The organism is Mesorhizobium sp. 128a (genome assembly GCF_053848025.1).
This window is the reverse complement of sequence record NZ_JBSPKY010000011.1, coordinates 17,778-38,779: the sequence shown is the minus strand read 5'-3', so window position 1 is coordinate 38,779 and position 21,002 is coordinate 17,778. Positions and strand designations below refer to the sequence as shown.

The window sequence follows — 21,002 nt, the reverse complement described above, 5'->3', positions numbered from 1 at the left end:
TCTGGTCAGCCGCGGATCGCGCGTCCCGCCTGCTGCAGCAGTTCGAAGGCGGCGAAACGCTTGTCGTGCCAAGGCATGAGGTCGCCGCCCGCCGGGCGATAGATGTCGCCGATGCGCGACATGGCGATCATCGCAGCGATTACATCCGGATAGGTTCCGGCCGCCACCGCAGCCAATATGGCCGAGCCGAGCAGCACCGGCTCGGGCGAGGTCGAACCGGCGACGGTCAGGCCCGTTGTGTCGGCCAGCAGCTGGCGGACAAGGTCGCTCTGCGCGGCGCCGCCACTGACGACGATGGTGTCGATGGCGATGTTCTGTTTCGCCATTGCCGCCACGATCTGGCGCACGCCGTAGCCGATCCCAAGAAGGCCGGCGATATAAAGCGCAGCTAGGCTGTCGAGCGACGTGTCCATGCCAAGTCCGGCGATGAGCGCCTTGGCCTCGGGATCGGCGAAGGGCGAGCGGTTGCCGAGGAATTCGGGCACGACATGCAGCCCTTCGGCAAGCTGAGCCACCGAGGACAGGTCAGCTGACTTCGTTGCCGCCTGCCGACTGAGCCAAGTGGTCAGGCCGAGACCTTCCGCCTTGGCTTTGGCGGATGCTTCGGCCGAAGCGGGATGGAAAGCGACGAGATGGTCGATCGCCGCGCCCGCTGCCGACTGGCCGCCTTCGTTGAGCCAGAGGCCCGGCACCATCGAGGAGAAATACGGACCCCAGACACCGGGCACGAAGGCCGGTTCGCTAGTGCTGGCCATGGTGCAGGCAGAGGTGCCGAAGACATAGGCCATGCGCGATTGCAGCGTGCCGACCGAGCCCTGCCCGCCGACGGTTCCGACACCGCCGGCATGGGCATCGATCAGGCCGGCCGCGACCGGCGTTCCCGGCAGCAGGCCGAGATCGGCCGCGGCAGCTTCGGTCAGGCCCTTCGCCAGCGCGGTGCCGCCCTCGACCACTTCGGTGCCGATCCGGGCAAAGCCTTCGTCGGCCAGCGCGCCGAGGCCGACGGCACGGAAATAGGCATCGTCCCAGCGGCGCTCATGGCCGAGATAGGTCCATTTGCAGGTCAGCGTGCAGATCGAGCGTGCCAGGCTGCCGGTCGAGCGCCAGGTCAGATAGTCGGTCAGGTCGAAGAAATGCTCCGCTGCATCAAAGGTGGCAGGCAGGTTCTCGCGCAGCCACAACAGCTTCGGCGTTTCCATTTCCGGCGAGATGGTGCCGCCGACATAGTCGAGCCCGGCGTGCTTACCGGCGTTGATGCGCTGCGCCTGGTCGAGCGCGCGGTGATCCATCCAGACGATAATGTTGCGCTCGCTGTCCCCCGAGCCGCCGACAGCCAGTGGCGCGCCGCCCTTGCCGACCACGACCAGCGAACAGGTGGCGTCGAAGCCGATGCCGCCAATGTCGCGCCCAGCGAGCCCCGACTTCGTTACCGCCTCACGCACGCTGGCACAGACGGCGCGCCAGATGTTCTCGCTCGACTGTTCGGCGATCTCGCCGGGCTCGAGGAACAAAGCGATGTCGCGCTTGGCCGAGGCGAGCATGGCGCCCTTGCTGTCGAACACCCCTGCCCTGGCGCTGCCAGTGCCGACGTCAATGCCGAGGAAGTGGGACATGGGGGAACCTCAGAGGTGGGCAGTAGGGCAGTAGGGCAGTAGGGCAGTAGGGCAGTAGGGCAGTAGGGCAGTAGGGAGATTGTCAGCAGTGAATAGTCCGCCGCAAGGGCAAAGCTCCCTCACCTACTGCCGTACTGCCCTACTGCCCTATTCCCCTCACAAATCATTGCTTTGCGGCAGGATCACCAGATCGCGAATGGTGACGTTCCGCGGCCGCGTCAGCATGAACAGCACGGCTTCGGCCACCTCGACCGGTTGAATCAGGCCGCCCTTGGCCAATTCATCGTCAAGCTTGTCCTTCGGCCAATCGCTGATCAGCGCTGTCACCACTGGCCCCGGCTGCACCGCGCCGACGCGTAGGCCGTGCGGGGCAACCTGCCGGCGGACCGTGTGGACGAAGGCCTGCACGGCATGTTTGGAGGCGGTGTAGATCGGCTCCCAGACCACCGGCACTAGTCCGGCGATCGAAGAGGTGACGATGATGTCGCCGGTCTTGCGTTCGACCATGTGTGGCAGGACGGCGTGCACGGATCGGAACACCGCGTTGATGTTGAGGTTCAGCACGCGGTCCCATGCATCGGGGTCGCCGTCGAGCACAGGCCCGCCGACATAGGCGCCGGCATTGGCGTGGAAGATATCGAGCTGGCCGGCTTTCTCCAGGATCTGCGGCATCATGGTCGCGACGCTGGCCGGCTTCATCAGATCGATCACCAGCGGGATAGCATTCGGGCCGAGCTCGGCGCAGACGCCCTTCAAGGCGTCTTCCGCGCGATCGACGAGCACGACGCGCACACCGGCGGCAATCAGAGCCCGGGCGCATTCCAGCCCGATGCCCGACGCGGCGCCGGTGATCGCCGCGACTTTTCCACTCAGATCCTGAGCCATGCTTTTCGTCCTATCTTTCTTGCGCATGATCTTGTCCGAAAACCGGGTTCCACTTTTCGGGATCATGCTTTCTCTGTTGGTTCAGGCGCGGCCGTGAGAAACCCGCGAGCGCCGTGCCAGGGAGTCGACGATGACCGCGATCGCCAGAACGGCGCCGGTGATCATGTATCGAAGCGACGACGACAGATCGAGCAAGGTCAGCCCGCTGGCGATCGACTGGATGACGATGATGCCGAGCAGCGCGGAGTAGGCGCTGCCGCGGCCGCCGAACAGGCTGGTGCCGCCGATGACGGCCGCCGCGATGGCGTTGAGGTTGACGTCGCCGGTGCCGGCCTGCTGGCTGGCCGAGGCCAGCCGCGCCGCCGACAGCACGCCGCCAAGGGCGGCAAACATCGAGCACATGACGAAGGCGCTGAGATAGATCGAGCGCACCTTGATGCCGGCCCGGCGCGCTGCTTCACGGTTGCCGCCGACGGCAGTCATCGAGCGGCCCCATTGCGTGCGGGTCAGCGCATAGTTCATCGCCACCACAAGACCGACGAACAGGCCGAACATCCACGGTATGCCCCGCGCCTGGTTGAGGTAGCCGACGATCAGTTCTAGCAGGATGGTCAAGGCGGCGACGCGCACGATGAGGCCGCCAACCGACGGCGCCGACAAATTGACGGCGCGGCGGCGGCTGACGGTGCGCAGGCCGGTGATCAGCATGACGATGCCAGGAACTGCGGCCAGCGCATAGGACAGCCAATCCGGCATGACCAGCAACTGGCCGAAATTCACCAGGTTCGAACCGTAAGGCAGATTGATCGAGCCGGTGGAGCCGAGGATGTAGAGCTGCAGGCCGAGCACAGCGAGCAGACCGGCGAGCGTCGAGACGAAGCTCGGCATGCCGAGCCGGTTGAACAGCAGAGCATAGAGCGCGCCGATGAAGCCGCCGACGGCGAGTGCCGCGAGGATGGCGAGCGCCACCGGCCAGCCCTGATTGACCCACAGCGTGCCGACCATGGCCGAGGCAAAGCCGCTGATCGAGCCGACCGACAGGTCGATCTCGCCAACCATCAGCACGCAGACGATGCCGAGCGCGATGACGCCGACGGTCGAGCAGTCGAACAGAAGATTGACGAGGTTGCTCGACGAGACGAACACCGGATTGAGGGCGGTGAACACGCTCCAGATGATGACCAGCCCGACGATCACCGGCAGCGAGCCGAGGTCGCCGGAGCGGACGCGGTCGAAGAAGGCGCTGATCGCGCCGCCGACGCCGGCCTGGTGCTTGACGCGCACGTCGCTGCGGTCGAGCGCCGTCGATGCGGAGGTGTCCTGCTTTGGCTCTGCGCTCATGGCCGCTGCTCCTGTGATTGCGCCTGTGCTGCCTTGCGCCGTTCGGCGCGGCGCGACACCGCATTGTTGGCGGCGCCGGTGATGGCGCTAACCAGTTCCTGGTTGGAGGCGTCGGGTTCGAAGACACCATTGTTGCGGCCTAATCTCAGCACGACGATGCGGTCGGCGACGGCGCGGACGTCCTCCATATTGTGGCTGATCATCAGCACGCCGAGGCCGCGTTCGCGCACCCGGTCGATAAGGTTCAGCACCTCCGCCGTCTGGGCGACGCCAAGGGCGGCAGTCGGCTCGTCAAGCAGGATGACCTTGGGGTCGAGCAGCAGCGAACGCGCAATCGCCACGGTCTGGCGCTGGCCGCCGGACAGCGAGGCGACCGCCTCGCGGACGCTCGGAATACGCGCCGACAATTCGTTGAGCAGCGTCCAGGCCCGGATCTCCATCGCCACCTCGTCCAGCCGCAGCGGGTTGAGCTCCTTGCCGAGGAAGATGTTGGCGACGACGTCGAGGTTTTCGCAGAGCGCCAGGTCCTGGAAGACGGTGGCGATGCCGAGTGTCAGTGCAGCACTCGGGTCGGGCATGGTCACCTGCTTGTCGCGGAAATTGATGGTGCCCGAGGTCGGCTGGTGGACGCCGGCGAGGATCTTGACCAGCGTCGACTTGCCGGCGCCATTGTCGCCGACCAGCGCCACCACCTCGCCGGCATGAACATCGAGGTCGATGTCGGTGAGCGCCGAAACGGCGCCGAAATTCTTCGAAATGCCGCGCAGGCTGAGCACCAGCTCCCCTGCCGAAACCGGTCCGTCAGAGATGTCAGACATAGTGGCAAACCTTTCCGGATGACCGGTCAAGAGTGACTGCGAACTTCCGGCCACCGCAGGGGCGGCCGGAAGGCAGGATCAGGATTCTACGTCTTCCTTTTATGCATGTCCTTATCCCAAAACCGCTGGGCACTTTTGGGCGACATGCATTGTCAGTTGGTGATGCCGAGCTTCTTGCAGCCTTCGGCATAGCGGTCGACGCAAAGCTCTTCGGCGGTGTTGATCTTCTTGTCGATGATCTCGGCCTTGAGGTTTTCCTGCGTCACCACAGCCGGAGTGAACAGCTGCGAGGGCGTGTCGTAGAGGGTCATTTCGGCCTTCGGCGTCTCGCCCGACAGAAGCTGGACCGCGACGTTGGCGGCAGCGGCCGCAACGATCTCACTCGGCTTTGAGATGGTGTTGTACTGATCGCCGGCGATGATCAGCTGCAGGGCGGCGATGGTCGCGTCATTGCCGGTGACGGGCGGCACCGGATCGACGCCGGCTGCCTTGAAGGCGGCGATGGCGCCACCGCCCGTGCCGTCATTGGCGGCGACGACGCCGACGATCTGCGTGGAGAAGCGGGTGATCTGGCCGCTTGCCCATTGCTGCGCCTTCGGCGGCGCCCATTCCGGCGTGTCGAACTCGGCCAGGATCTTGTAGCCGCTGTTGTCGAGGCTCGAATGGATGCCCTTCTTGATCAGCCCGGCGGCCGCGTCGGTCGGTGAGCCGTTGATCTGCAGCAGACCACCGCTGGCCGGATCGACCTTCAGCGCCTTGAGATGCTCGACCAGCGAGTCGGCGATGGCCTTGCCGATGCCTTCATTGTTGAACGAGACGTAGAAGTCGGCAGGTGCCGTCGGGATCGGCCGGTCATAGGCGATGACCTTGACGCCCTGGCTCTGCGCCAACTTGACCAGCGAGGCGGCGGCGGTCGAGTCGACGGGGTCGAGCACGATCGCCTTGGCGCCCTGCGAGATGACCGAATTGAACTGCTGCTGCTGGCGCGACGCGTCTGCATCGGCATTCTGGTAGATCACCTTGCAGCCGGGGCAGAGCTTTTTCATCTCGGCGGCAAAGCCAGGATAGTCGTGCTGCTCGTAGCGGGTCGAGGCCTGGTCGGGCATCAGGAAGGCAACCGTGGCGTCGGTGACCGGAGCGCCAAAGGCGGCGGTGCCGCTGAGAAGCGAAAGCGCCAGCGCTGCGGCGCCGGATGATTTCCAAGCAAATCTGGTCATTCTGATATCTCCGTTTGAAGGAATGGTTTCACGAAGCCCTGTCACCACAATGGCGCCAGGCCTTGACTGCAAGTCGGTCTGTTGCGAGGAATGACGTCGCACTTGATCCGTGCCACGCATCCTCTTGATATCGCTGGATTTCAGGACAAGCGATCTCCAGCACGGGGTGCCTCCAACGCACCCCGCGTCCTTTCTTCCCAAATGTCTAAAGCTCCTCCCGGTCCTCCCTGTTAGGCGGCAATCTCCGCACTGATGTTTTCCGCCAGCAAAGCCCTGAAGCGCGAAGGCGACATGCCTTTCTGGGTCAGGAACTGGCGGTTGAAATTCGAGATGTTGTTGTAGCCGGCGGCGTAGCAGATCTCGGTGATCGGCATGTCAGCCTCGCTCATCAGCAATTGGCAGGCGAGGTTGATGCGGAGCCGGTTGACGTACTGCACCAGCGCCATGCCGGTGTGACGGCGGAAGCTCCGCGAAAACGCGCTCGGGCTGCGTCCGGCAATCGCCGCCAAATCGCTTTCGCTGAACGGCTCGGTCAGGTTGGCGTTGATGTAGGCAAGCGCCTTGTTGACGCCGGCCGACATGAAGCCCGAGGGATCAGGCAGATAGCTGGCGCTGGTCAGGGTCCGCACATCGGCGGCGCGGCTCAGGATATCGATCGTTTCCATGAACAGCGCGATGCGGCGCACGCCTTGCGCCTCGACCAGTTCGGCCAGCACCGGCGCCGCGAGCTTCGCGGTTCCAGCCGAGAACAGCGCGCCGCGGCGGCTAAGCTCGAGAATGTTTTCACAACCGGCAAGTTCGGGTAACGCCGCCGTGGCATCGGCGATGAACTCTTGCGAGAATTGTACGACGCGGCCGCGCAACGGCACGCTGGTGCCGGCCGGCACGTCGCTGACCCAGTTGTGCGGCAGGTTCGGGCCGGTGAGCACGAGATTGCCGGGCTCGAACTCGCCGATGAAATCACCAACGAAATAGTGGCCATTGGTGGCGACGACATGGTGGATTTCGTATTCGGGATGGAAGTGCCAGCGCACGGTGTGGAAGGGATAGCCGTGGGCCCAGGCCTTGAACGACTCGCCACGTCTGATCTGGACGACTTCCAAGTCCGGATTCATGTCAGTTCCTCCCGGCGCCGGTCCGGTCATGCGACCAGTTGCAGTGCCCTCTGCCGCAGGCCGCGTTTGCCGCTCTCTGCAGTGATCAAAGCTTAGGCGGCAATCCTTGCCGCCGCCACCACGGTGTGTCCACCTGACTGATACTTTTTTGACATTTTTGCGGCTGGGGCGACGTGTTTGCGGGTACCGTAAACCGATTCCCAATCACAGCCGATCGCCGGGGCCTGAAGGACCTGCTGGTTCCTTGGGTGTCGTCCGTACGCATGACAGGCCAGGGTGCCTGTCCGTGCAAGGATGCCTGAGATGAGAGCGCAAGGACCGGAGGACGTTATGGACATCTACAGTCTCGCCGCCACACACATTCATGCCGGTGCCCGACCGGGGCCGATGAGTGCCCAGGCAGAGGATCGATACTACTCAAGCCAGATCGTCCTGCCGCACTTGAGCCCGGGGCTGCTTGGGTCGTTCGCGATGACGGCCGGGCTGATCCTAATCCTCGGCACAACCCTGATCTGAGGCTGCCTTATGCTGCAAGATATCAGCCGTGTTATGTTGCGACCCGACCTCACGGGAGATCACGGGATGGGCGAAAGCGAGGACGACAAAGCCGCGATCCTGGCAGTGATCCGGGCCGAGACCGAGGCTTGGTTGCAGCGAGACTTCGAGGCGTTGGCGAGCCACTGGGTGCAGACGCCGCAGACCCGGCGGATGGAGGCCTTCGCCTCGCTGGGCATCCGGGTAGACGAAGGCTGGGACGCTATCGCGGCTCGACTTAAGAAGATCGTGGAGCGCTTTCCAGAGAAAAAGGCTTTCATGCAGCGCGTCCGCTGGGAGAAGGTCAACGTCGTCGTCGGCGGGAATATGGCTTGGGTTACCTACGACCAGATCGGGACCGATACCGGCGATGATCTGAAGCGCGTGCTCAAAATAATGCATCGGACCGACGGTGCTTGGAAAATCGGCTGCATGGTGATGATGGAGAGCACCGTCGAACAGGCGAACTGTCCGCTGATCGAGGTCGACGCGGATGCGCGGATCCTCTGGACGAACCGGCTGGCGCGGGAGCGGATGCGCAGCCATCCGGGGCTTGTCGCCAGCGCTGGGCGCCTGCGCGCCAGGCGGCGCGAGCGCGACCTGGCGCTTCGTGACACCGTGCGCATGGCCTTTGACGAGCTGCAGGGCCAGAGACCGCTGAGCGTTGCACCGAAGCAGGCCTGGGCGGTGGCACTTGGCGAGGACGCGGCGGGGGTGCCGCTCCACTGCTGGGTCCTGCTTGAGGACGGCAAGGCGCTGGTGTCGTTCGAGGATGCCGAGACGGTCGCACGCCGGATCGATGGAGCGCGGGAGATCTATGGTCTCTCACCCGCGCAGGTCAGACTTGCCCGCTTGATCGTCGATGGCCACGACCTCGCGGGCGCCGCCAACCTCCTCGCTGTCAGCGTCAACACGCTGCGCACCCAATTGCAGCGCATTTTCGACAAGACCGGAGTGCGCAGCCAGGCTGCATTGATGCGTTCGCTGCTCAGCGCTGAGGCGCCGAACAAGTAGCACGGTGACGGCATCCCGGCTTGCGGCAGGCCGGGACGACACGCTTTCAGAACACTTTCAGCACCCCTTCAGGACATGGGGATCGAACCGCCGCCCGGGCAGTGGTCATCTAGTCCGGCACTCCAAGGCTTCTCAGGGCTTTTTCGTGTCGGTCGAGAATTTCAGCTGTGAAGGGCATCGAGTAGCGAACCGCCCGCAAGGTGAGTTCCGGATATTCCTGGCGACAACGCGTCATATATTGCTGGGCTTCATCCAGACGTCCCGCTTCGACAAGGGCCGGGATCAGCGTTCGCAGGATCCACAAGGCATTGGGATGCTCCGCCAGGACACGCAGATACAGATCTGCCGCCTGGCCGGGTCGCCCAGCGCTGAAATGCACGACAGCCATTCCCAAATGACAGGTATAAACCATGGGATCGAACGGCCCCAGTCGCAATGACCGCTCGAAACATTCGGCCGCCCGCTCGACCTCATCTCTGTAGGCCGCAACCCAGCCGCTCCTGTTCCAGGCGAAGGCAGAGTTTGGATCGATCGAACACGCCTTTTCCAGCAGCGCCCTGGCGGTTCCGAAATTGCTCGACACGGTATGGGCAGCACCGAGCACGGCCAGGGAGAACGGATCCTCACCGTTGAGCTCGGCAGCTCGCTCCGCCAGCTCCAGCGCACGGCGCCGGTCGGCCTCCGGCGAGGTCGACCAACTGTAGATCTTGCGCTGCGCATGGCACCAGGACAGCAGCGACAGGGCGAGCGGATAGTCGGGGTCGCCCAGCAAAGCCTTCTCCAGCGTCTCGATGGCGATCGCGTTGTCCTGGCGGCCGAGCGCCCAGACATGCGGCAGACTGCGCATCACCAGATCGTAGGTTTGCAGGTCGCCCGGCCGCTTGCGGCGCGCACGCTCGATTTCCGCCATCTGGATGGACGGCAGGATGGCGCCTGCAACACCCGCCGTCACATTGTCCTGCAGTGCAAACGCGTCCGCGATGTCACCCTTGAAGCCTTCCGCCCAGATCAGGCTGCCGGTCTCTGCCTCGACCAGTCGCGCCGAGATGCGGAGCTGGTCGAGATGCCGGCGCACGCTTCCTTCCAGCACGTAGCGGACACCGAGCTCGCGGCCGATGCGCGACAGGTCGAGCGCCTGGCCACGGTAGGCCAAGGCCGAGTTGCGGGACATGACGAACAGGCCGCGAATGCGCGCCAGCGCCGCCGTGATCTCCTCTACCGTGCCGTCGGCAAGGTAGGATTGCTCCGGATCCGACGACAGGTTCTCGAAAGGAAGCACGACGAGCGAGGGCTTGTCGGGGACCTGAGGCGACGGGCGCGCGTCGACAGCTGGCGGTCCCTCCAGCACTTCGCCGGGCAGCATGTAGCCACGGCGCGGCATAGTGCGGATCAACATCTGCGCTGTGTCGCCCAGCGCGCGGCGAATGTCGCTGATGCATTGTGTGAGTGAATCCTCGGTGACGACGACGTCGCTCCACACCGCATGCAGAAGTTCGTCCTTCGAGACCAGCCGGCCGGCGTTGCGGATGAGAAAAATCAACAGATCGAGCGATTTCGGCCGCAGCGCGATCTCGCCAGAACCGTCGCGCAACACTCCGGCGCGCGTGTCGAGGCTGAAGCCGGCGAAGCGGTAGATCGGCTGTGGCTCAGCGTTCATCGCGATCGTCTGCTCCTCGCAATTTTCAGGGCTTCGTCAGCATTCTTTCAGGCCGCTTTCCGGACACGCATTTCGAAAGGGCGCAATCTCGCACTCAACGATGAAGGTGGCAAGAAACCGAAGTCGAAACGTCGGGCGAGATCGCTGCAACGATGCGGAGGCCAAGGTAGCGCCGAACGCCGGAAATCACAGCAGGAGGCAATCATGTCCAGCAAGGAGATAAATGCCATGACGACGACGTATCATTTCATTGATGCCGAAAAAGCCTACCCGCGGCGCGCTTCCTTCCCGCTTTCCCGGCTGTACGAGGCGGCGAAATGGACGCTGCTGTGGCTGCCACGCTTCTGGAAGGCGCGCAGCGAACTCTCAGGTCTGGCCGCCATGAGCGAGTGCGAGCGCCGCGATATCGGCCTCACCGGCTGCGACATCGCGAACGCCCTCGCCTTACCCGTCGACCGCGACCCGACAGAGGTCCTGGCGCAGGTGGTGGCAGATCGCCGCCTTCGCCGCGAACTCTGACGACACCGAATATTGCCTTGCGGTTCTCCTGGGATATTCGACATGCCCTGTACTGAACGCCGCCGCAGGCGGCGCATACCTTGCGCAACCTCGACACCCCCAAGAGTCAGGCGCCCCAGATTACCGCCTGCTCATGGCACTTGATCGGGTGTTTGAAGTTGTCGAAACTCTGGCGGATGTGCCTGGAGAAAGCGTCAACGGCCGGCGCTCGGCGTGTCTCAGCAGGCCGAGCCAATATGGTCTATTAAATCGGGCGGAAATGATCATCTTAGATCCTGCCTGCGCGCTACTGTCCCTGGTGGGACGAACCTGGAGAGAGACATGCCCCAGACCGGCAATAGGATCGTTCAAAGAGGCCTATTCCGCCAGCAGAGTCGCCCTGCCACGTTAGAGGCCAGACCGGACCGGTCGGCGATTTCAGGCGTGTCGCCGGCAACAACGGTGACGGCTGGTCGCCCGATTTTGGCTCATGGTGATGGTGCTTAAGGGGAGCCGGACGGCATGACGCAGCAGTTCACCTATTCCGGCAGCCCGGCGCATATCGTTTTCGGCAATGGCGCCTCGTCGCAGGTCCCGGCCTGGATCGAAAAGCTCGGCTGCAGGCGCGCGCTGGTGCTGTCGACGCCGCATCGAGCGGCGGATGGCGAGGCGCTGGCGAAGCGGCTCGGACCGTTGGCGGCAGGCGTGTTCTCGGGTGCGGCGATGCACACGCCTGTCGAGGTTACGGACGCCGCCATCGGCAAGGCAACGGAGGTTCAGGCAGACTGCGTCGTCGCCTCGGGCGGCGGCTCGACCACGGGCCTCGGCAAGGCGATCGCGTATCGAACCGACCTGCCGCAGATCGTCATTCCGACCACCTATGCCGGCTCGGAAGTGACGCCGATCCTCGGACAGACTGAGAACGGCGAAAAGACCACGGTGCGCGATGCAAAAATCCTGCCGGAGGTGGTGATCTATGATCCGGAGCTGACCGTCGGCCTGCCGGTGGCGATGAGTGTCACCTCCGGCCTCAACGCCATGGCGCATGCGGCGGAGGCGCTCTACGCACAGGACCGCAATCCGATCTCGACGCTGATGGCGACCGAAGGGCTGCGCGCCCTGAAGGCGGCGCTTCCCGTCCTGGTGAACGAGCCGAGAAATCTCGACGCGCGCGGCGATGCGCTTTACGGCGCCTGGCTGTGCGGCATGGTGCTCGGCACTGTCGGCATGGCGCTGCATCACAAGATCTGCCACACGCTGGGCGGTTCCTTCGACATGCCGCATGCCGAGACCCATGCGGTGATGCTGCCGCACACGATCGGATTCAACGCGGTGGCCGTGCCCGAGCTGCTCAAGCCTGTCACCGAGATCTTTGGCGGCAGCGCCGGCGGCGGCCTATACGATTTCGCCAAGGCGGTCGGCGCGCCGCTGTCGCTCAGGGAACTCGGCCTCAAGCAAGCCGATCTCGACCGTGCCGCCGAGATCGCTACCAGGAACCCATACTGGAATCCGCGGCCTTTCGACCGCGCCGCAATCCGCGCCCTGTTGCAGGACGCGTGGGAGGGAAGACGCTCGAAAAACTGACCACGGGTTAGGTAAAGCTGCAATCTGCTACTGCCGCGCGCCCAACCCCTGCCCTTTCGCGCATCGGTGACAGGCACGGCCGGCCCCGCATGATCGGTGCGCGCCACTCACGTTTTTGTGCGCGCGAAAACGTGCGCCGCTCAAAAAGCCCATTGACATCGGCCGTGCTTTCAACGCAAACGTTATATTGTTACTGTAATACAGTTACACAGCCCCGCCTCTCCGGCGACGTACCTTTCAGACTGCAAGGAGACCATGGATGCGTCCCATTCCCTTTCTCGCCGCGCTGCTGGTTGCGGTGCCGCTGCTGACCGGCACGGCCGCCCGCGCCGAAGACAAGCTCACCATTGTGGCGGCGGAGAATTTCTATGGCGACCTCGCTCGCCAGATCGGCGGCAGCAATGTCACGGTCACCAGCATCCTGGCCAATCCCGACGACGATCCGCATCTGTTCGAGACCAGCCCGTCGACGGCGCGCACCATCGCCGACGCCAAGATCGTCATCTACAACGGCGCCGATTACGATCCGTGGATGGACAAGCTGTTGTCGGCCTCGACCAGCAAAGACCGCACGACAATCATTGCCGCCGACCTGATCGGCAAGAAGTCGGGCGACAATCCGCATCTGTGGTACGACCCGGCGACGCTGCCGGCGATTGCCAAGGCGCTGAGTGCCGATCTTGCCAAGCGCGATCCCGCCAATGCCGTGCACTACGAAGCCAATCTCAAGGCCTTCCAGACCTCGCTCGAGGCGATCAACACGGAAATCGCCGACGTCAAGAAGGCCTATGCCGGCACCGGGGTGACCGCCACCGAGCCGGTGTTCGGTTACATGGCCGAAGCGCTCGGCCTGAAAATGCTGAACTATGATTTCCAGGTGGCCCTGATGAACGACGCAGAGCCGAGCGCAACCCAGGTGGCGGCGTTCGAGAACAGCCTGAAGGACGGCTCGGCCAAGATCCTGTTCTACAATTCGCAGGTGACCGACGAGGCAACGACAAGGCTGCTCGACATTGCCATACAAAACAAGGTAACCGTCATCGGCGTCACCGAAACCGAGCCGGCGGGACAGACGATCCAGTCCTGGTTCGGCGGCCAGATCGACGCGGTCCAGAAGGCACTCGCCGCCCGCACACAGTGAACGTGACTGCCAATGAACGTGATTGCCAATGAACGTGACTGAATGAACGCAATCGAGTTTGACAAGGTCACGCTGACCTATGGGGGACGCCGGGTTTTATCCGACGTCTCCTTTTCGATTCCGCAAGGCGCCTTTGTCGGCCTGCTCGGCGCCAATGGCGCCGGCAAGACGACGATGCTGCGCGCCATACTCGGGCTGATCAAGCCGGCCGGCGGCGCCATCTCGGTGCTCGGCAAACCGCCGACGCGCGGCAATGCCGCAATCGGCTACATGCCGCAGGCGCGGCGTGCGCTTGGTGATGTCGGCATCAGCGGGCTCGACTTCGTGCTGAGCGCCGCCGGAGGGCATCGCTGGGGCTGGCCGGTCGCGTCTGCCGCCGAGAAGGAGGCCGCGTGGAAGGCACTCGAAGCGATCGGCGCCACCGATCTTGCGCGGCGGCCGCTGGCCGAACTTTCCGGCGGCGAGCGTCAGCGCATCCTGATCGCGCAATCGCTCATCGGCGATCCGCAACTGCTCCTGCTCGACGAGCCGCTGATCAGCCTCGATGCCGCGCACCAGCGCGCGATCATCGATCTGGTGCATGAGATCGGCGAGCGGCTGGGCATCGCCGTGCTGTTCTGCTCGCACGAGATCAACCCGCTGCTGCGCGCCGTCGACCGCGTGCTTTATCTCGGCAATGGCAAGGCGGCGATCGGCTCCGTCGACGAAGTCATCAGCGGCCCGGTGCTGTCGAAACTTTATGGTACCCACATCAATGTGGTGCGGGTTGCCGGCCGTATCTTCGTCATGGCCGACGATGTCGAACTGGAGAGCGGGGCGCATGTCCACGATCTTTGACTATGAATTCATGCGCAACGCTTTCTATGCCTGCACCATCGTCGGCATCGTATCCGGCGCGGTCGGCTATTTCCTCGTGCTCAGGGGGCAGACCTTCGCCGGCCATGCACTTGCCCATGTCGGCTTTCCCGGCGCCACCGGCGCCGGACTGATCGGCCTGTCGCCGTTTTTCGGCCTGACCGTGTTCACCATCGTCGCCGGCATCGGCATCGGCCTGCTCGGCGAGCGTGCGCATCGCGACGTCGCCATCGGCATCGTGCTAACGCTGTCGCTCGGCCTTGGCCTGCTGTTCCTGCATTTCTACACCGCCTTTGCCTCGCAGGCGACCAACGTGCTGTTCGGCAATGTGCTGGGCATCAGCCTGCGCACCGTCATCGTGCTTGCGGTGCTGGCGGTGGCGATCCTCGCCGCTTTGGTGCTGATCGCCCGGCCGCTGCTGTTCGCCAGCCTGCAGCCGGAACTGGCCGAAGCGCGCGGCGTGCCGATCACCCTGGTCTCGATCCTGTTCATGGTGCTGGTCGCCGTCGCCACCTCCGAGGCGGTGCAGATCGTCGGCGTGCTGCTGGTCTTCGCGCTGATGGTGGCGCCCGCCGCCACCGCGCTCAGGCTGACCAGCGGCGTCGCCGCCGGCGTGCTGGCCTCGATCGCGCTCGCCGTGGTCATCGCCTGGATCAGCCTGTCGCTCGCCTTCCTGACCGACTGGCCAACGAGCTTCTGGATCACGGCGCTGGGCGCTGCCGCCTATGTCATCAGCGGCATGGCGCGGCGCTCCGCAGCGGCGCCGAAGCCTCGATTGGCCGACGGCAATTCATGACCGAACCCTCTGCGTGACAGACCGGCGTGACCGGCTTGCGGGCCAAAAGTGACCCTGGGGCAAATACACCCAAAAAAAGTCAGGTTGAAAACCGCCTTTCCTGAAACGTTTCAGCCGGGAAAAACAAATCGATTCAAGCGCCTAGATGACGACCTGCAGGTCGCATTTCGCTTAGCCCCGAGCTCTCAAAAAGCCCAGAAAACCGCCATTTCCACCACTGTTCGCAGCGACGAATGGCACCCGTGCGCCGGATTTGAAAAGGCACCGGCAAGGGTGAAGATCGACCATCCGGCGCCTTGGCGGCCGCCGTTGACAGGTCGCGGGGATGCATGCGTATACCAAGCCATGGGTCACGCCATGGCCGTGGCGGTTGAGACGGGGCTGGGGGGTTTCGTTACAACAGCATTGACGGCCCGGCGCCGGACGAGCGGCATGCACTCAGCGGAGTGCGCCGCTCGCTCTTGGCTAACGCGCCGCCGACCCGACAGCAGTCCTGGCCCTGCGAAAAGTTCCGGGCATTGGCTGCCAAACCTACCCGCGCGATCTGGGTTCAGGCTTGTCCGACGTATCCGATGGATTTGCTGACAGTCTGGCGGAACGCTGATCATCAAGCTGATCGTGACGTCGCACCGCCTTCTTCTTGGCCTCAGCCGCAACAGCAGTGCCAGTCAGCTTCGGCTTTGCCGCAATCGCATAGTCGGCTCTATTCGTTCGGTAGTCCGTTTGAATGACCATCTGTTTTTGATACTCCTGATGGACATAAACGCGGTCGAGCGCCAAGACGTTCCAACTGCTGTAGCGCCCTCATTGGCGACTGGCGCCCCATCGTCCTCTCGGGCCGACGACGTCGATCAGGCAAGCTTGAGGATGTCGATCAGGCAAGCCTGACGACGTCGATCAAGCAAGCTTGACGACGAAATGCTTGGTCACCGGCTCGAGGATCTTCCATGTGCCCTTGAAATCGGCTTCGACCACAAACGCATCGCCGGGGCCAACCTCGACCGGCGCGCCGCCATCCGGCGTGATGATGATGCGGCCGGCGATCATGTGTACGAATTCGTAGTCGGTGTAGGTGGCGTGGTAAGTGCCGGGCGAGGCCCGCCAGGTGCCCGACATCACCTTGCCGTCGGCGGTGGTGTGCTGCACGGCGGTCTGCATGGTCGGGCTGCCCTCGACAGCGACCCAGCCCGGCAGGTCTTCGCCATCGGCATGCTCGACGGCGCCGAATTTGAGGATGGTGGTGTTGGTCATGGAGGGCTCCGTTCTGCCGGCATTGGCTGCCGGTTGGATAGCCGATGCCCATGACAGGAGCAACGTCGGCGGTGAGCCGATCTCCCCTTATGTTGCACTGCGTTAGATTTGTTGCATTGCGATATCGGCGCATGGGGCCGACCCTTTGCCAGGGTGGGATTTTAACGAACTACACGAGGTTTCGATCGTGTCAGCATCGTTCCGGCCTGATATCGAAGGGTTGCGTGCACTGGCGGTGGCGGGCGTGATCGCCTTTCATTTCGGCCTCAGCGGACTGCCCGGCGGCTTTGCCGGCGTCGACATCTTCTTCGTCATCTCGGGCTATCTGATCACCCGCCACCTGCTCGCCGAACTCACCGAGACCGGCCGGCTGAACCTGTGGCGCTTCTACGCCAGGCGCGCCCGGCGGCTTTTGCCGGCGTCGCTGTTCGTCATCCTTGCCACGCTGGTGGCCGGCGCCTTCATCCTGTCGCCGGAGGAACAGTCGCTCTATTCCAAGGGCGCCATGTACGCCTCGGCCTACATGATCAACCTTTGGCTGATCCGTTGGTCGTTCGACTATTTCGCGGCGGATGCGACCAGCAACCCGTTCATCCATTTCTGGTCGCTGTCGGTGGAGGAACAGTTCTATCTCGCCTGGCCGGCGCTGCTGCTGCTGGCGGCATGGCTGCGTCCCGGCAAGCGCGGCGCGATCCTGGTGATCGGCATTGCCGGCCTCATTTCGTTCGCCGTCTGTGCCTGGCTCACCACCATGGCGCAGCCCTGGGCCTTCTATTTCTCGCCGCTGCGCGCCTGGGAATTCGCCGCCGGCGGGCTGGCGACCATGGTGCCGCGGAAATTCTGGCAGGACCGCCCGCTTCTCGCCGCGCCGCTGGCATGGCTCGGCCTGGCGCTCATCGGCGGCGCCTATCTCAGCTTTACCGAGGACGCCCCCTTCCCCGGCTTCATGGCGCTGATGCCGGTGGCCGGCACCGTGCTGTTGCTGCTGGCGGGAGCGGCCGGCGTCAGGAATGGCCCCAGTGCCGTCCTGGCGCTGCCGCCCCTGCAGTGGGTCGGCAAGCTCTCCTACTCGCTCTATCTCTGGCACTGGCCGGTGATCGTCTTTGCCGCGACGCTGGTGCCCGAGCTTTCGCCGCTGCAGCGGCTCGGCTGCATGGCGCTGACGCTGGCGCTGTCGCTGTTCACCTACCATGTCATCGAAAACCCGATCCGCCGCAACGGCTGGCTGATGGCCAACGCGGCGCGGGCGCTGGTGCCGGCTGTCCTCCTCACCGGCACCGGCGTCGCAGCCGCCTACGCCAATGCCAGGCTGGTCGTCCACGATCTCGACCCGCAGCAGCGCAGCATCGCCGCCAGTGCGGAGCGCCCCTCCACCGCTCGCAAGGCCGGCTGCGTTCTCAGCTATGAGACGGTGACGCCAAAGCCTTGCATGTTCGGAACCACAACCGCCGGGCACACGATTGCACTGTTTGGCGACTCGCACGCCGACCACTGGTCGACGCCGCTGATCGAGGCGGCTGAGAAAAACAACACCAGGGTCGTCACCTGGCTCAAATCGTCCTGCCGGGCCTCGCGGATGACGGTCTGGGTGAGCAAGCTGAAACGCGACTATACCGAGTGCGACCAGTGGCGCGAGCGATCGATCAGGCAGATCATCGCCGCGCGGCCGAGCCTGGTGGTGATTTCGGAGATCGCGCAGTCGAGTTTGCGCAAGATGTCGGTCGGCATGCAGATGCCCGAAAGCCGGGATGCCGAGGCGCGGACCGGCCTGCGCGCGACGCTGGAAGCGTTCAGCCGGGCCGGGCTGAAGGTCGCCTTCATCCGCGACGTGCCGTTCAACGACGACCATGTCGACACCTGCGTGGCGCGCGCGCTGTGGCGCGGGCAGACGCCGTCGATGTGCGACCAGAAACGGACCGAGGCCGCCAACGACGCCGGCGCGGCGATGGAGCGCGACATCGTGGCACCGTGCCCGGCGCCAGCTACATCGACCTGACCAACCAGTTCTGCGACCAGAACACCTGCCACGCCTTCATCAACGGCAAACTCGCCTACCGCGACCGCCACCACCTGGCGACCCCGTTTGCGGAATCGCTGGAGCCGGTGGTGGAACGGGCGGTGGTTGAGAGGGTGGTGAGATGAAAACAGCGGGGGCGCTGGCGGCCTGACCTTTCTCCTCGAGGGACGGGTCACATTGCTCCGATCCGTCCCCTCCCGGATCGGGCAAATGCGGGTGAGAGGTGTTCCCCAGGCTGGAACACATCTCACCCGGCTCCAGCCTGTCGGCGGCCACTATACGAACGCCACGCCGAGCGCGCCTATGCGCCGGTTTCCTTGGCCACCTTCACATCAACGGTCATCCCCAGAAAACTCGACGCACTGCCGGAGTAGCTTCCAGAAAGCGGTATGGCTTGTCGAGGATGCCGGGCCACGGCCACCCTGATCAAATCCCGGTTGCCGACAATGCCATTGGTGGGATCGAACTCGACCCAGCCGGCGCCGGGCAGGTAGACTTGGCACCAGGCATGCGTCGAGCCTCCGCCGCGCACATCCGCACTGTCGCGGCTCGGCACATAGACGTAGCCGGTGACGAAGCGGGCGGCGAAGCCGAGCGAGCGAACCGCCTCCATCATGAAAAGCGCGAAGTCCCGGCATGTGCCTTTGCGCAGATGCAAGGTCATCAGCGGCGGCTGCGTCCCGGTTTCGACCCTTCGGGAATAGACGAAGCTCTCGTGGATGGCGTAGCAGAGCGTCATCAGCAATTTGCCGGTCTCGGTGTGTCCCGTGGCACTGACGAACTGTCGCGCCCATTTGCCGACCTCGTCGCCGTCGTCGAGATGATGGCGCTCCATGGTCTGAGCGAGGTCGGCCGCCTCGTCGGGATCGTAAGAGAATGGATAATTCAGCGCGGCCTCGTCGATGCGGAAATCCGGCGCATGCTGCGGCGTGTGATCGAGCCGGATGTCTGTGGCAAAACGGAGTTCCTTGGCTGAACCCTCGAAATCGATCACCGCAACGCAATTGCCAAAAACGTCATGGATCCAGCCAACCGCCTTCGGTTCGGGGGCCACGGACAAAGCGTGGTCCAACAGCCGCTGATCGAAACTGTCGCGCGGCCGACACATCACCCGATGCTCGCCAAAGCTCACGGGCTGGCGATAGCGATAGACGGTCGTGTGTTTGACTGAAAAAATCGGCATCGGCACTCGTCGGCAAATTCACCTGCGGCGCGATCATATAGTGTTTTCCTCATACTTCCGATGGGTCCTGGTCGGAGCCGACCCGACCTATTCCGCTGAGGGCGCCCCCTTCCGGGATGAGTCGCGAAAGAGCGACGCCTTGCCGAGAGACGGCTCCATGTAGAAGCCGAAAGATTGGTTGCCGCCTTCGTCAGTACGGTCCCGCAACAGATAGACCGATGTATAGGCGTAGCCGCGCTTGAACTGCGCTAGGTACAAGCTCATCAAATTCAAGCCGTGCATTTGTTCCGTGACCGCACCCCGATCGTGGTCCCGGTCTCGGTCGTGACACGTGACCAACCAGTTCGCGACGCCAAGACTGCCATGTCTTCATTAGCGGCCGGCTCGCCTACCGCGACCGCCACCATCTGGCGACGCCGTTTGCGGAATCGCTGGAACTGGAACGGGCGCTATTTTAGGAGGGGGCGGTAGAATGAAGAGAATGGACGGCGCTACCCACCCCGCCCCATCATCCCCTCGAACCCGTCCGCCAAATTCGCCGCCGCCTCCACCAGCATCGAGCGCACGCTTTTCGGGCGGCCGGGGGTCGGGTTAGCGTCGAGCAGCACCGACTGGCCCTGGTGGATGACGAAATCGAATTTGCCGTAGTCGAAGCCGAGTTCTTTGCGCAGAAGGCGCAATTCGTCGGGAACCGGCACCGGCTCGCGCCTTATCGTCTCGGAGGCTTTGACCACGGCGTTGGGCGAAACATAGCGCGCGCAGCGTTCGCGGGTCCCGCAGAACACCCAGATGCGGGTGCCGAAACCATCGGCGACGATTTCCGGGATGAATTTTTCCACCACCAGATCAGGCCGTTCGAGCAGCTCGGAGGGCACGTCGCCGCGCGTGGTGAAAACTTCGTAGTGGGGCATTTCGCGAGCGCCGGGAAAGGGCAGTTCGCGGCCGTGGCGCGCGGCGCGCAGATTGAAGCGCGCTTCGGGCAGGCCGTGGTGGTTGAGGTTGCTTTTGACGATCACCGGCCCGCGCCAGTCGTCACCGTTGCGCAGCAGCGCCTGGCTGATGCGGCGCTTGGAAATGTCTGAGACAGCAAGGTTCAGGCAGAACGGAAAGCGGGCGGCATAGTCGACATAGGCTTGCGGCACGATGGTGGCGTCGACATGCAGGATGGCGAGGTCGGCATCGGGCGGCTGCGACAGGCCGCAAAGCCGCCTCACCCGGTGGCCGCGCCGCTCGAGCTCGGCCAGGATATCGAACAGCATGTACGGGCTGTCGCGCCGGCGCAGCGGGCGCCACGGCGTCTGGAACCGGTCATATTCATGCGTGACCACAGCGATATGGGCCACGTTGCTCCCCCAAGCGGCGACGCGCATATTCAAACGGTTTTGGTGGGATCGCAAGGATGGGTGCCGGCGGGGACAACCGAGCGAAAGGCGCTGCGCCTGCCCGGCTTGCAAATCTCCACCCAAATGCCATCTAGATCACA

At 64.0% G+C, this 21,002-nt stretch carries 21 protein-coding genes; 9 read left to right on the top strand and 12 right to left on the bottom strand.

The genetic code is table 11. The features are described 5' to 3' along the window. Window positions 1-5: 5 nt before the first annotated feature. The 6 genes from ACWTU9_RS18740 to ACWTU9_RS18715 form a co-directional block, all read right to left on the bottom strand. On the bottom strand, window positions 6-1,613 hold the full coding sequence (locus ACWTU9_RS18740; RefSeq protein ID WP_455859565.1) for an FGGY-family carbohydrate kinase: 1,608 nt from the start codon (window positions 1,611-1,613) through the stop codon (window positions 6-8). Between the two features lie 156 nt (window positions 1,614-1,769). After that, window positions 1,770-2,498: an SDR family oxidoreductase gene (locus tag ACWTU9_RS18735; protein WP_455859564.1), complete on the bottom strand. Its 729-nt coding sequence runs from the start codon at window positions 2,496-2,498 to the stop codon at window positions 1,770-1,772. An 81-nt stretch (window positions 2,499-2,579) separates the two neighbouring features. After that, window positions 2,580-3,839 (bottom strand): sugar ABC transporter permease, encoded by a 1,260-nt coding sequence (locus ACWTU9_RS18730; protein WP_454577348.1) that lies wholly within the window; start codon window positions 3,837-3,839, stop codon window positions 2,580-2,582. Further along, complete coding sequence (locus tag ACWTU9_RS18725; RefSeq protein ID WP_454577349.1) at window positions 3,836-4,657, bottom strand: ATP-binding cassette domain-containing protein; 822 nt, start codon at window positions 4,655-4,657, stop codon at window positions 3,836-3,838. The genes ACWTU9_RS18730 and ACWTU9_RS18725 overlap by 4 nt, the downstream gene beginning before the upstream one ends. A 152-nt stretch (window positions 4,658-4,809) precedes the next feature. Further along, window positions 4,810-5,874 carry an ABC transporter substrate-binding protein gene (locus tag ACWTU9_RS18720; RefSeq protein ID WP_455859563.1) on the bottom strand — a complete coding sequence of 355 codons (1,065 nt, stop codon included), beginning with the start codon at window positions 5,872-5,874 and terminating at the stop codon, window positions 4,810-4,812. Between the two features lie 230 nt (window positions 5,875-6,104). Then, window positions 6,105-6,989 carry a helix-turn-helix domain-containing protein gene (locus ACWTU9_RS18715; RefSeq protein WP_455859562.1) on the bottom strand — a complete coding sequence of 295 codons (885 nt, stop codon included), beginning with the start codon at window positions 6,987-6,989 and terminating at the stop codon, window positions 6,105-6,107. A gap of 330 nt (window positions 6,990-7,319) precedes the next feature. Between ACWTU9_RS18715 and ACWTU9_RS18710 the strand changes: the two genes are divergently transcribed. Further along, complete coding sequence (locus ACWTU9_RS18710) at window positions 7,320-7,505, top strand: hypothetical protein (RefSeq protein WP_454588646.1); 186 nt, start codon at window positions 7,320-7,322, stop codon at window positions 7,503-7,505. A gap of 9 nt (window positions 7,506-7,514) precedes the next feature. Next, complete coding sequence (locus ACWTU9_RS18705; RefSeq protein WP_455859561.1) at window positions 7,515-8,537, top strand: LuxR family transcriptional regulator; 1,023 nt, start codon at window positions 7,515-7,517, stop codon at window positions 8,535-8,537. A 109-nt stretch (window positions 8,538-8,646) separates the two neighbouring features. On the opposite strand, the gene ACWTU9_RS18700 is transcribed toward ACWTU9_RS18705, so the two are convergent. After that, complete coding sequence (locus ACWTU9_RS18700) at window positions 8,647-10,194, bottom strand: winged helix-turn-helix domain-containing tetratricopeptide repeat protein (RefSeq protein ID WP_455859560.1); 1,548 nt, start codon at window positions 10,192-10,194, stop codon at window positions 8,647-8,649. A gap of 204 nt (window positions 10,195-10,398) precedes the next feature. Between ACWTU9_RS18700 and ACWTU9_RS18695 the strand changes: the two genes are divergently transcribed. The 5 genes from ACWTU9_RS18695 to ACWTU9_RS18675 all read left to right on the top strand — a co-directional run bounded on the left by ACWTU9_RS18695 (window position 10,399) and on the right by ACWTU9_RS18675 (window position 15,068). Then, window positions 10,399-10,713 carry a hypothetical protein gene (locus ACWTU9_RS18695; protein ID WP_455859559.1) on the top strand — a complete coding sequence of 105 codons (315 nt, stop codon included), beginning with the start codon at window positions 10,399-10,401 and terminating at the stop codon, window positions 10,711-10,713. Window positions 10,714-11,214: 501 nt separating this feature from the next. After that, on the top strand, window positions 11,215-12,276 hold the full coding sequence (locus ACWTU9_RS18690; RefSeq protein WP_455859558.1) for a maleylacetate reductase: 1,062 nt from the start codon (window positions 11,215-11,217) through the stop codon (window positions 12,274-12,276). 259 nt (window positions 12,277-12,535) lie between these two features. Then, window positions 12,536-13,417, top strand: a complete 882-nt coding sequence (locus tag ACWTU9_RS18685) for a metal ABC transporter solute-binding protein, Zn/Mn family (protein WP_455859557.1) — start codon at window positions 12,536-12,538, stop codon at window positions 13,415-13,417. 42 nt (window positions 13,418-13,459) lie between these two features. Continuing rightward, a complete protein-coding gene (locus tag ACWTU9_RS18680; protein WP_455859556.1) occupies window positions 13,460-14,254 on the top strand; it encodes a metal ABC transporter ATP-binding protein in 795 nt (264 codons plus the stop codon). Next, complete coding sequence (locus ACWTU9_RS18675; RefSeq protein WP_455859555.1) at window positions 14,238-15,068, top strand: metal ABC transporter permease; 831 nt, start codon at window positions 14,238-14,240, stop codon at window positions 15,066-15,068. The genes ACWTU9_RS18680 and ACWTU9_RS18675 overlap by 17 nt, the downstream gene beginning before the upstream one ends. 531 nt (window positions 15,069-15,599) lie before the next feature. On the opposite strand, the gene ACWTU9_RS18670 is transcribed toward ACWTU9_RS18675, so the two are convergent. Both ACWTU9_RS18670 and ACWTU9_RS18665 read right to left on the bottom strand, forming a co-directional pair. Beyond that, window positions 15,600-15,848 carry a hypothetical protein gene (locus ACWTU9_RS18670; RefSeq protein WP_455859554.1) on the bottom strand — a complete coding sequence of 83 codons (249 nt, stop codon included), beginning with the start codon at window positions 15,846-15,848 and terminating at the stop codon, window positions 15,600-15,602. Window positions 15,849-15,965: 117 nt separating this feature from the next. Further along, on the bottom strand, window positions 15,966-16,319 hold the full coding sequence (locus ACWTU9_RS18665; RefSeq protein ID WP_455859553.1) for a cupin domain-containing protein: 354 nt from the start codon (window positions 16,317-16,319) through the stop codon (window positions 15,966-15,968). Window positions 16,320-16,506: 187 nt separating this feature from the next. Between ACWTU9_RS18665 and ACWTU9_RS18660 the strand changes: the two genes are divergently transcribed. Beyond that, the gene (locus ACWTU9_RS18660; RefSeq protein WP_455859552.1) at window positions 16,507-18,315 is read left to right on the top strand and encodes an acyltransferase family protein; all 1,809 of its coding nucleotides are present in this window, start codon (window positions 16,507-16,509) and stop codon (window positions 18,313-18,315) included. After that, on the top strand, window positions 18,288-18,461 hold the full coding sequence (locus ACWTU9_RS18655) for an SGNH hydrolase domain-containing protein (RefSeq protein ID WP_455859551.1): 174 nt from the start codon (window positions 18,288-18,290) through the stop codon (window positions 18,459-18,461). The genes ACWTU9_RS18660 and ACWTU9_RS18655 overlap by 28 nt, the downstream gene beginning before the upstream one ends. 176 nt (window positions 18,462-18,637) lie before the next feature. Here the strand turns inward: ACWTU9_RS18655 and ACWTU9_RS18650 are convergent, their stop codons facing one another. The 3 genes from ACWTU9_RS18650 to ACWTU9_RS18640 form a co-directional block, all read right to left on the bottom strand. Beyond that, window positions 18,638-19,519, bottom strand: coding sequence for a transglutaminase family protein (locus ACWTU9_RS18650; RefSeq protein ID WP_455859550.1), 882 nt, complete (start codon window positions 19,517-19,519; stop codon window positions 18,638-18,640). Between the two features lie 87 nt (window positions 19,520-19,606). Further along, a complete protein-coding gene (locus tag ACWTU9_RS18645; RefSeq protein WP_455859549.1) occupies window positions 19,607-19,783 on the bottom strand; it encodes a hypothetical protein in 177 nt (58 codons plus the stop codon). A 227-nt stretch (window positions 19,784-20,010) separates the two neighbouring features. Continuing rightward, a complete protein-coding gene (locus ACWTU9_RS18640; RefSeq protein ID WP_455859548.1) occupies window positions 20,011-20,862 on the bottom strand; it encodes a hypothetical protein in 852 nt (283 codons plus the stop codon). Window positions 20,863-21,002: the final 140 nt, after the last annotated feature.

Excerpts from the sequence above, each read along its gene's own strand:
- ACWTU9_RS18740 (WP_455859565.1), bottom strand. The coding sequence starts at position 1,613 with ATGTCCCACTTCCTCGGCATTGACGTCGGCACTGGCAGCGCCAGGGCA.
- ACWTU9_RS18735 (WP_455859564.1), bottom strand. The coding sequence starts at position 2,498 with ATGGCTCAGGATCTGAGTGGAAAAGTCGCGGCGATCACCGGCGCCGCG.
- ACWTU9_RS18730 (WP_454577348.1), bottom strand. The coding sequence starts at position 3,839 with ATGAGCGCAGAGCCAAAGCAGGACACCTCCGCATCGACGGCGCTCGAC.
- ACWTU9_RS18725 (WP_454577349.1), bottom strand. The coding sequence starts at position 4,657 with ATGTCTGACATCTCTGACGGACCGGTTTCGGCAGGGGAGCTGGTGCTC.
- ACWTU9_RS18720 (WP_455859563.1), bottom strand. The coding sequence starts at position 5,874 with ATGACCAGATTTGCTTGGAAATCATCCGGCGCCGCAGCGCTGGCGCTT.
- ACWTU9_RS18715 (WP_455859562.1), bottom strand. The coding sequence starts at position 6,989 with ATGAATCCGGACTTGGAAGTCGTCCAGATCAGACGTGGCGAGTCGTTC.
- ACWTU9_RS18710 (WP_454588646.1), top strand. The coding sequence starts at position 7,320 with ATGGACATCTACAGTCTCGCCGCCACACACATTCATGCCGGTGCCCGA.
- ACWTU9_RS18705 (WP_455859561.1), top strand. The coding sequence starts at position 7,515 with ATGCTGCAAGATATCAGCCGTGTTATGTTGCGACCCGACCTCACGGGA.
- ACWTU9_RS18700 (WP_455859560.1), bottom strand. The coding sequence starts at position 10,194 with ATGAACGCTGAGCCACAGCCGATCTACCGCTTCGCCGGCTTCAGCCTC.
- ACWTU9_RS18695 (WP_455859559.1), top strand. The coding sequence starts at position 10,399 with ATGTCCAGCAAGGAGATAAATGCCATGACGACGACGTATCATTTCATT.
- ACWTU9_RS18690 (WP_455859558.1), top strand. The coding sequence starts at position 11,215 with ATGACGCAGCAGTTCACCTATTCCGGCAGCCCGGCGCATATCGTTTTC.
- ACWTU9_RS18685 (WP_455859557.1), top strand. The coding sequence starts at position 12,536 with ATGCGTCCCATTCCCTTTCTCGCCGCGCTGCTGGTTGCGGTGCCGCTG.
- ACWTU9_RS18680 (WP_455859556.1), top strand. The coding sequence starts at position 13,460 with ATGAACGCAATCGAGTTTGACAAGGTCACGCTGACCTATGGGGGACGC.
- ACWTU9_RS18675 (WP_455859555.1), top strand. The coding sequence starts at position 14,238 with ATGTCCACGATCTTTGACTATGAATTCATGCGCAACGCTTTCTATGCC.
- ACWTU9_RS18665 (WP_455859553.1), bottom strand. The coding sequence starts at position 16,319 with ATGACCAACACCACCATCCTCAAATTCGGCGCCGTCGAGCATGCCGAT.
- ACWTU9_RS18650 (WP_455859550.1), bottom strand. The coding sequence starts at position 19,519 with ATGCCGATTTTTTCAGTCAAACACACGACCGTCTATCGCTATCGCCAG.
- ACWTU9_RS18645 (WP_455859549.1), bottom strand. The coding sequence starts at position 19,783 with ATGAGCTTGTACCTAGCGCAGTTCAAGCGCGGCTACGCCTATACATCG.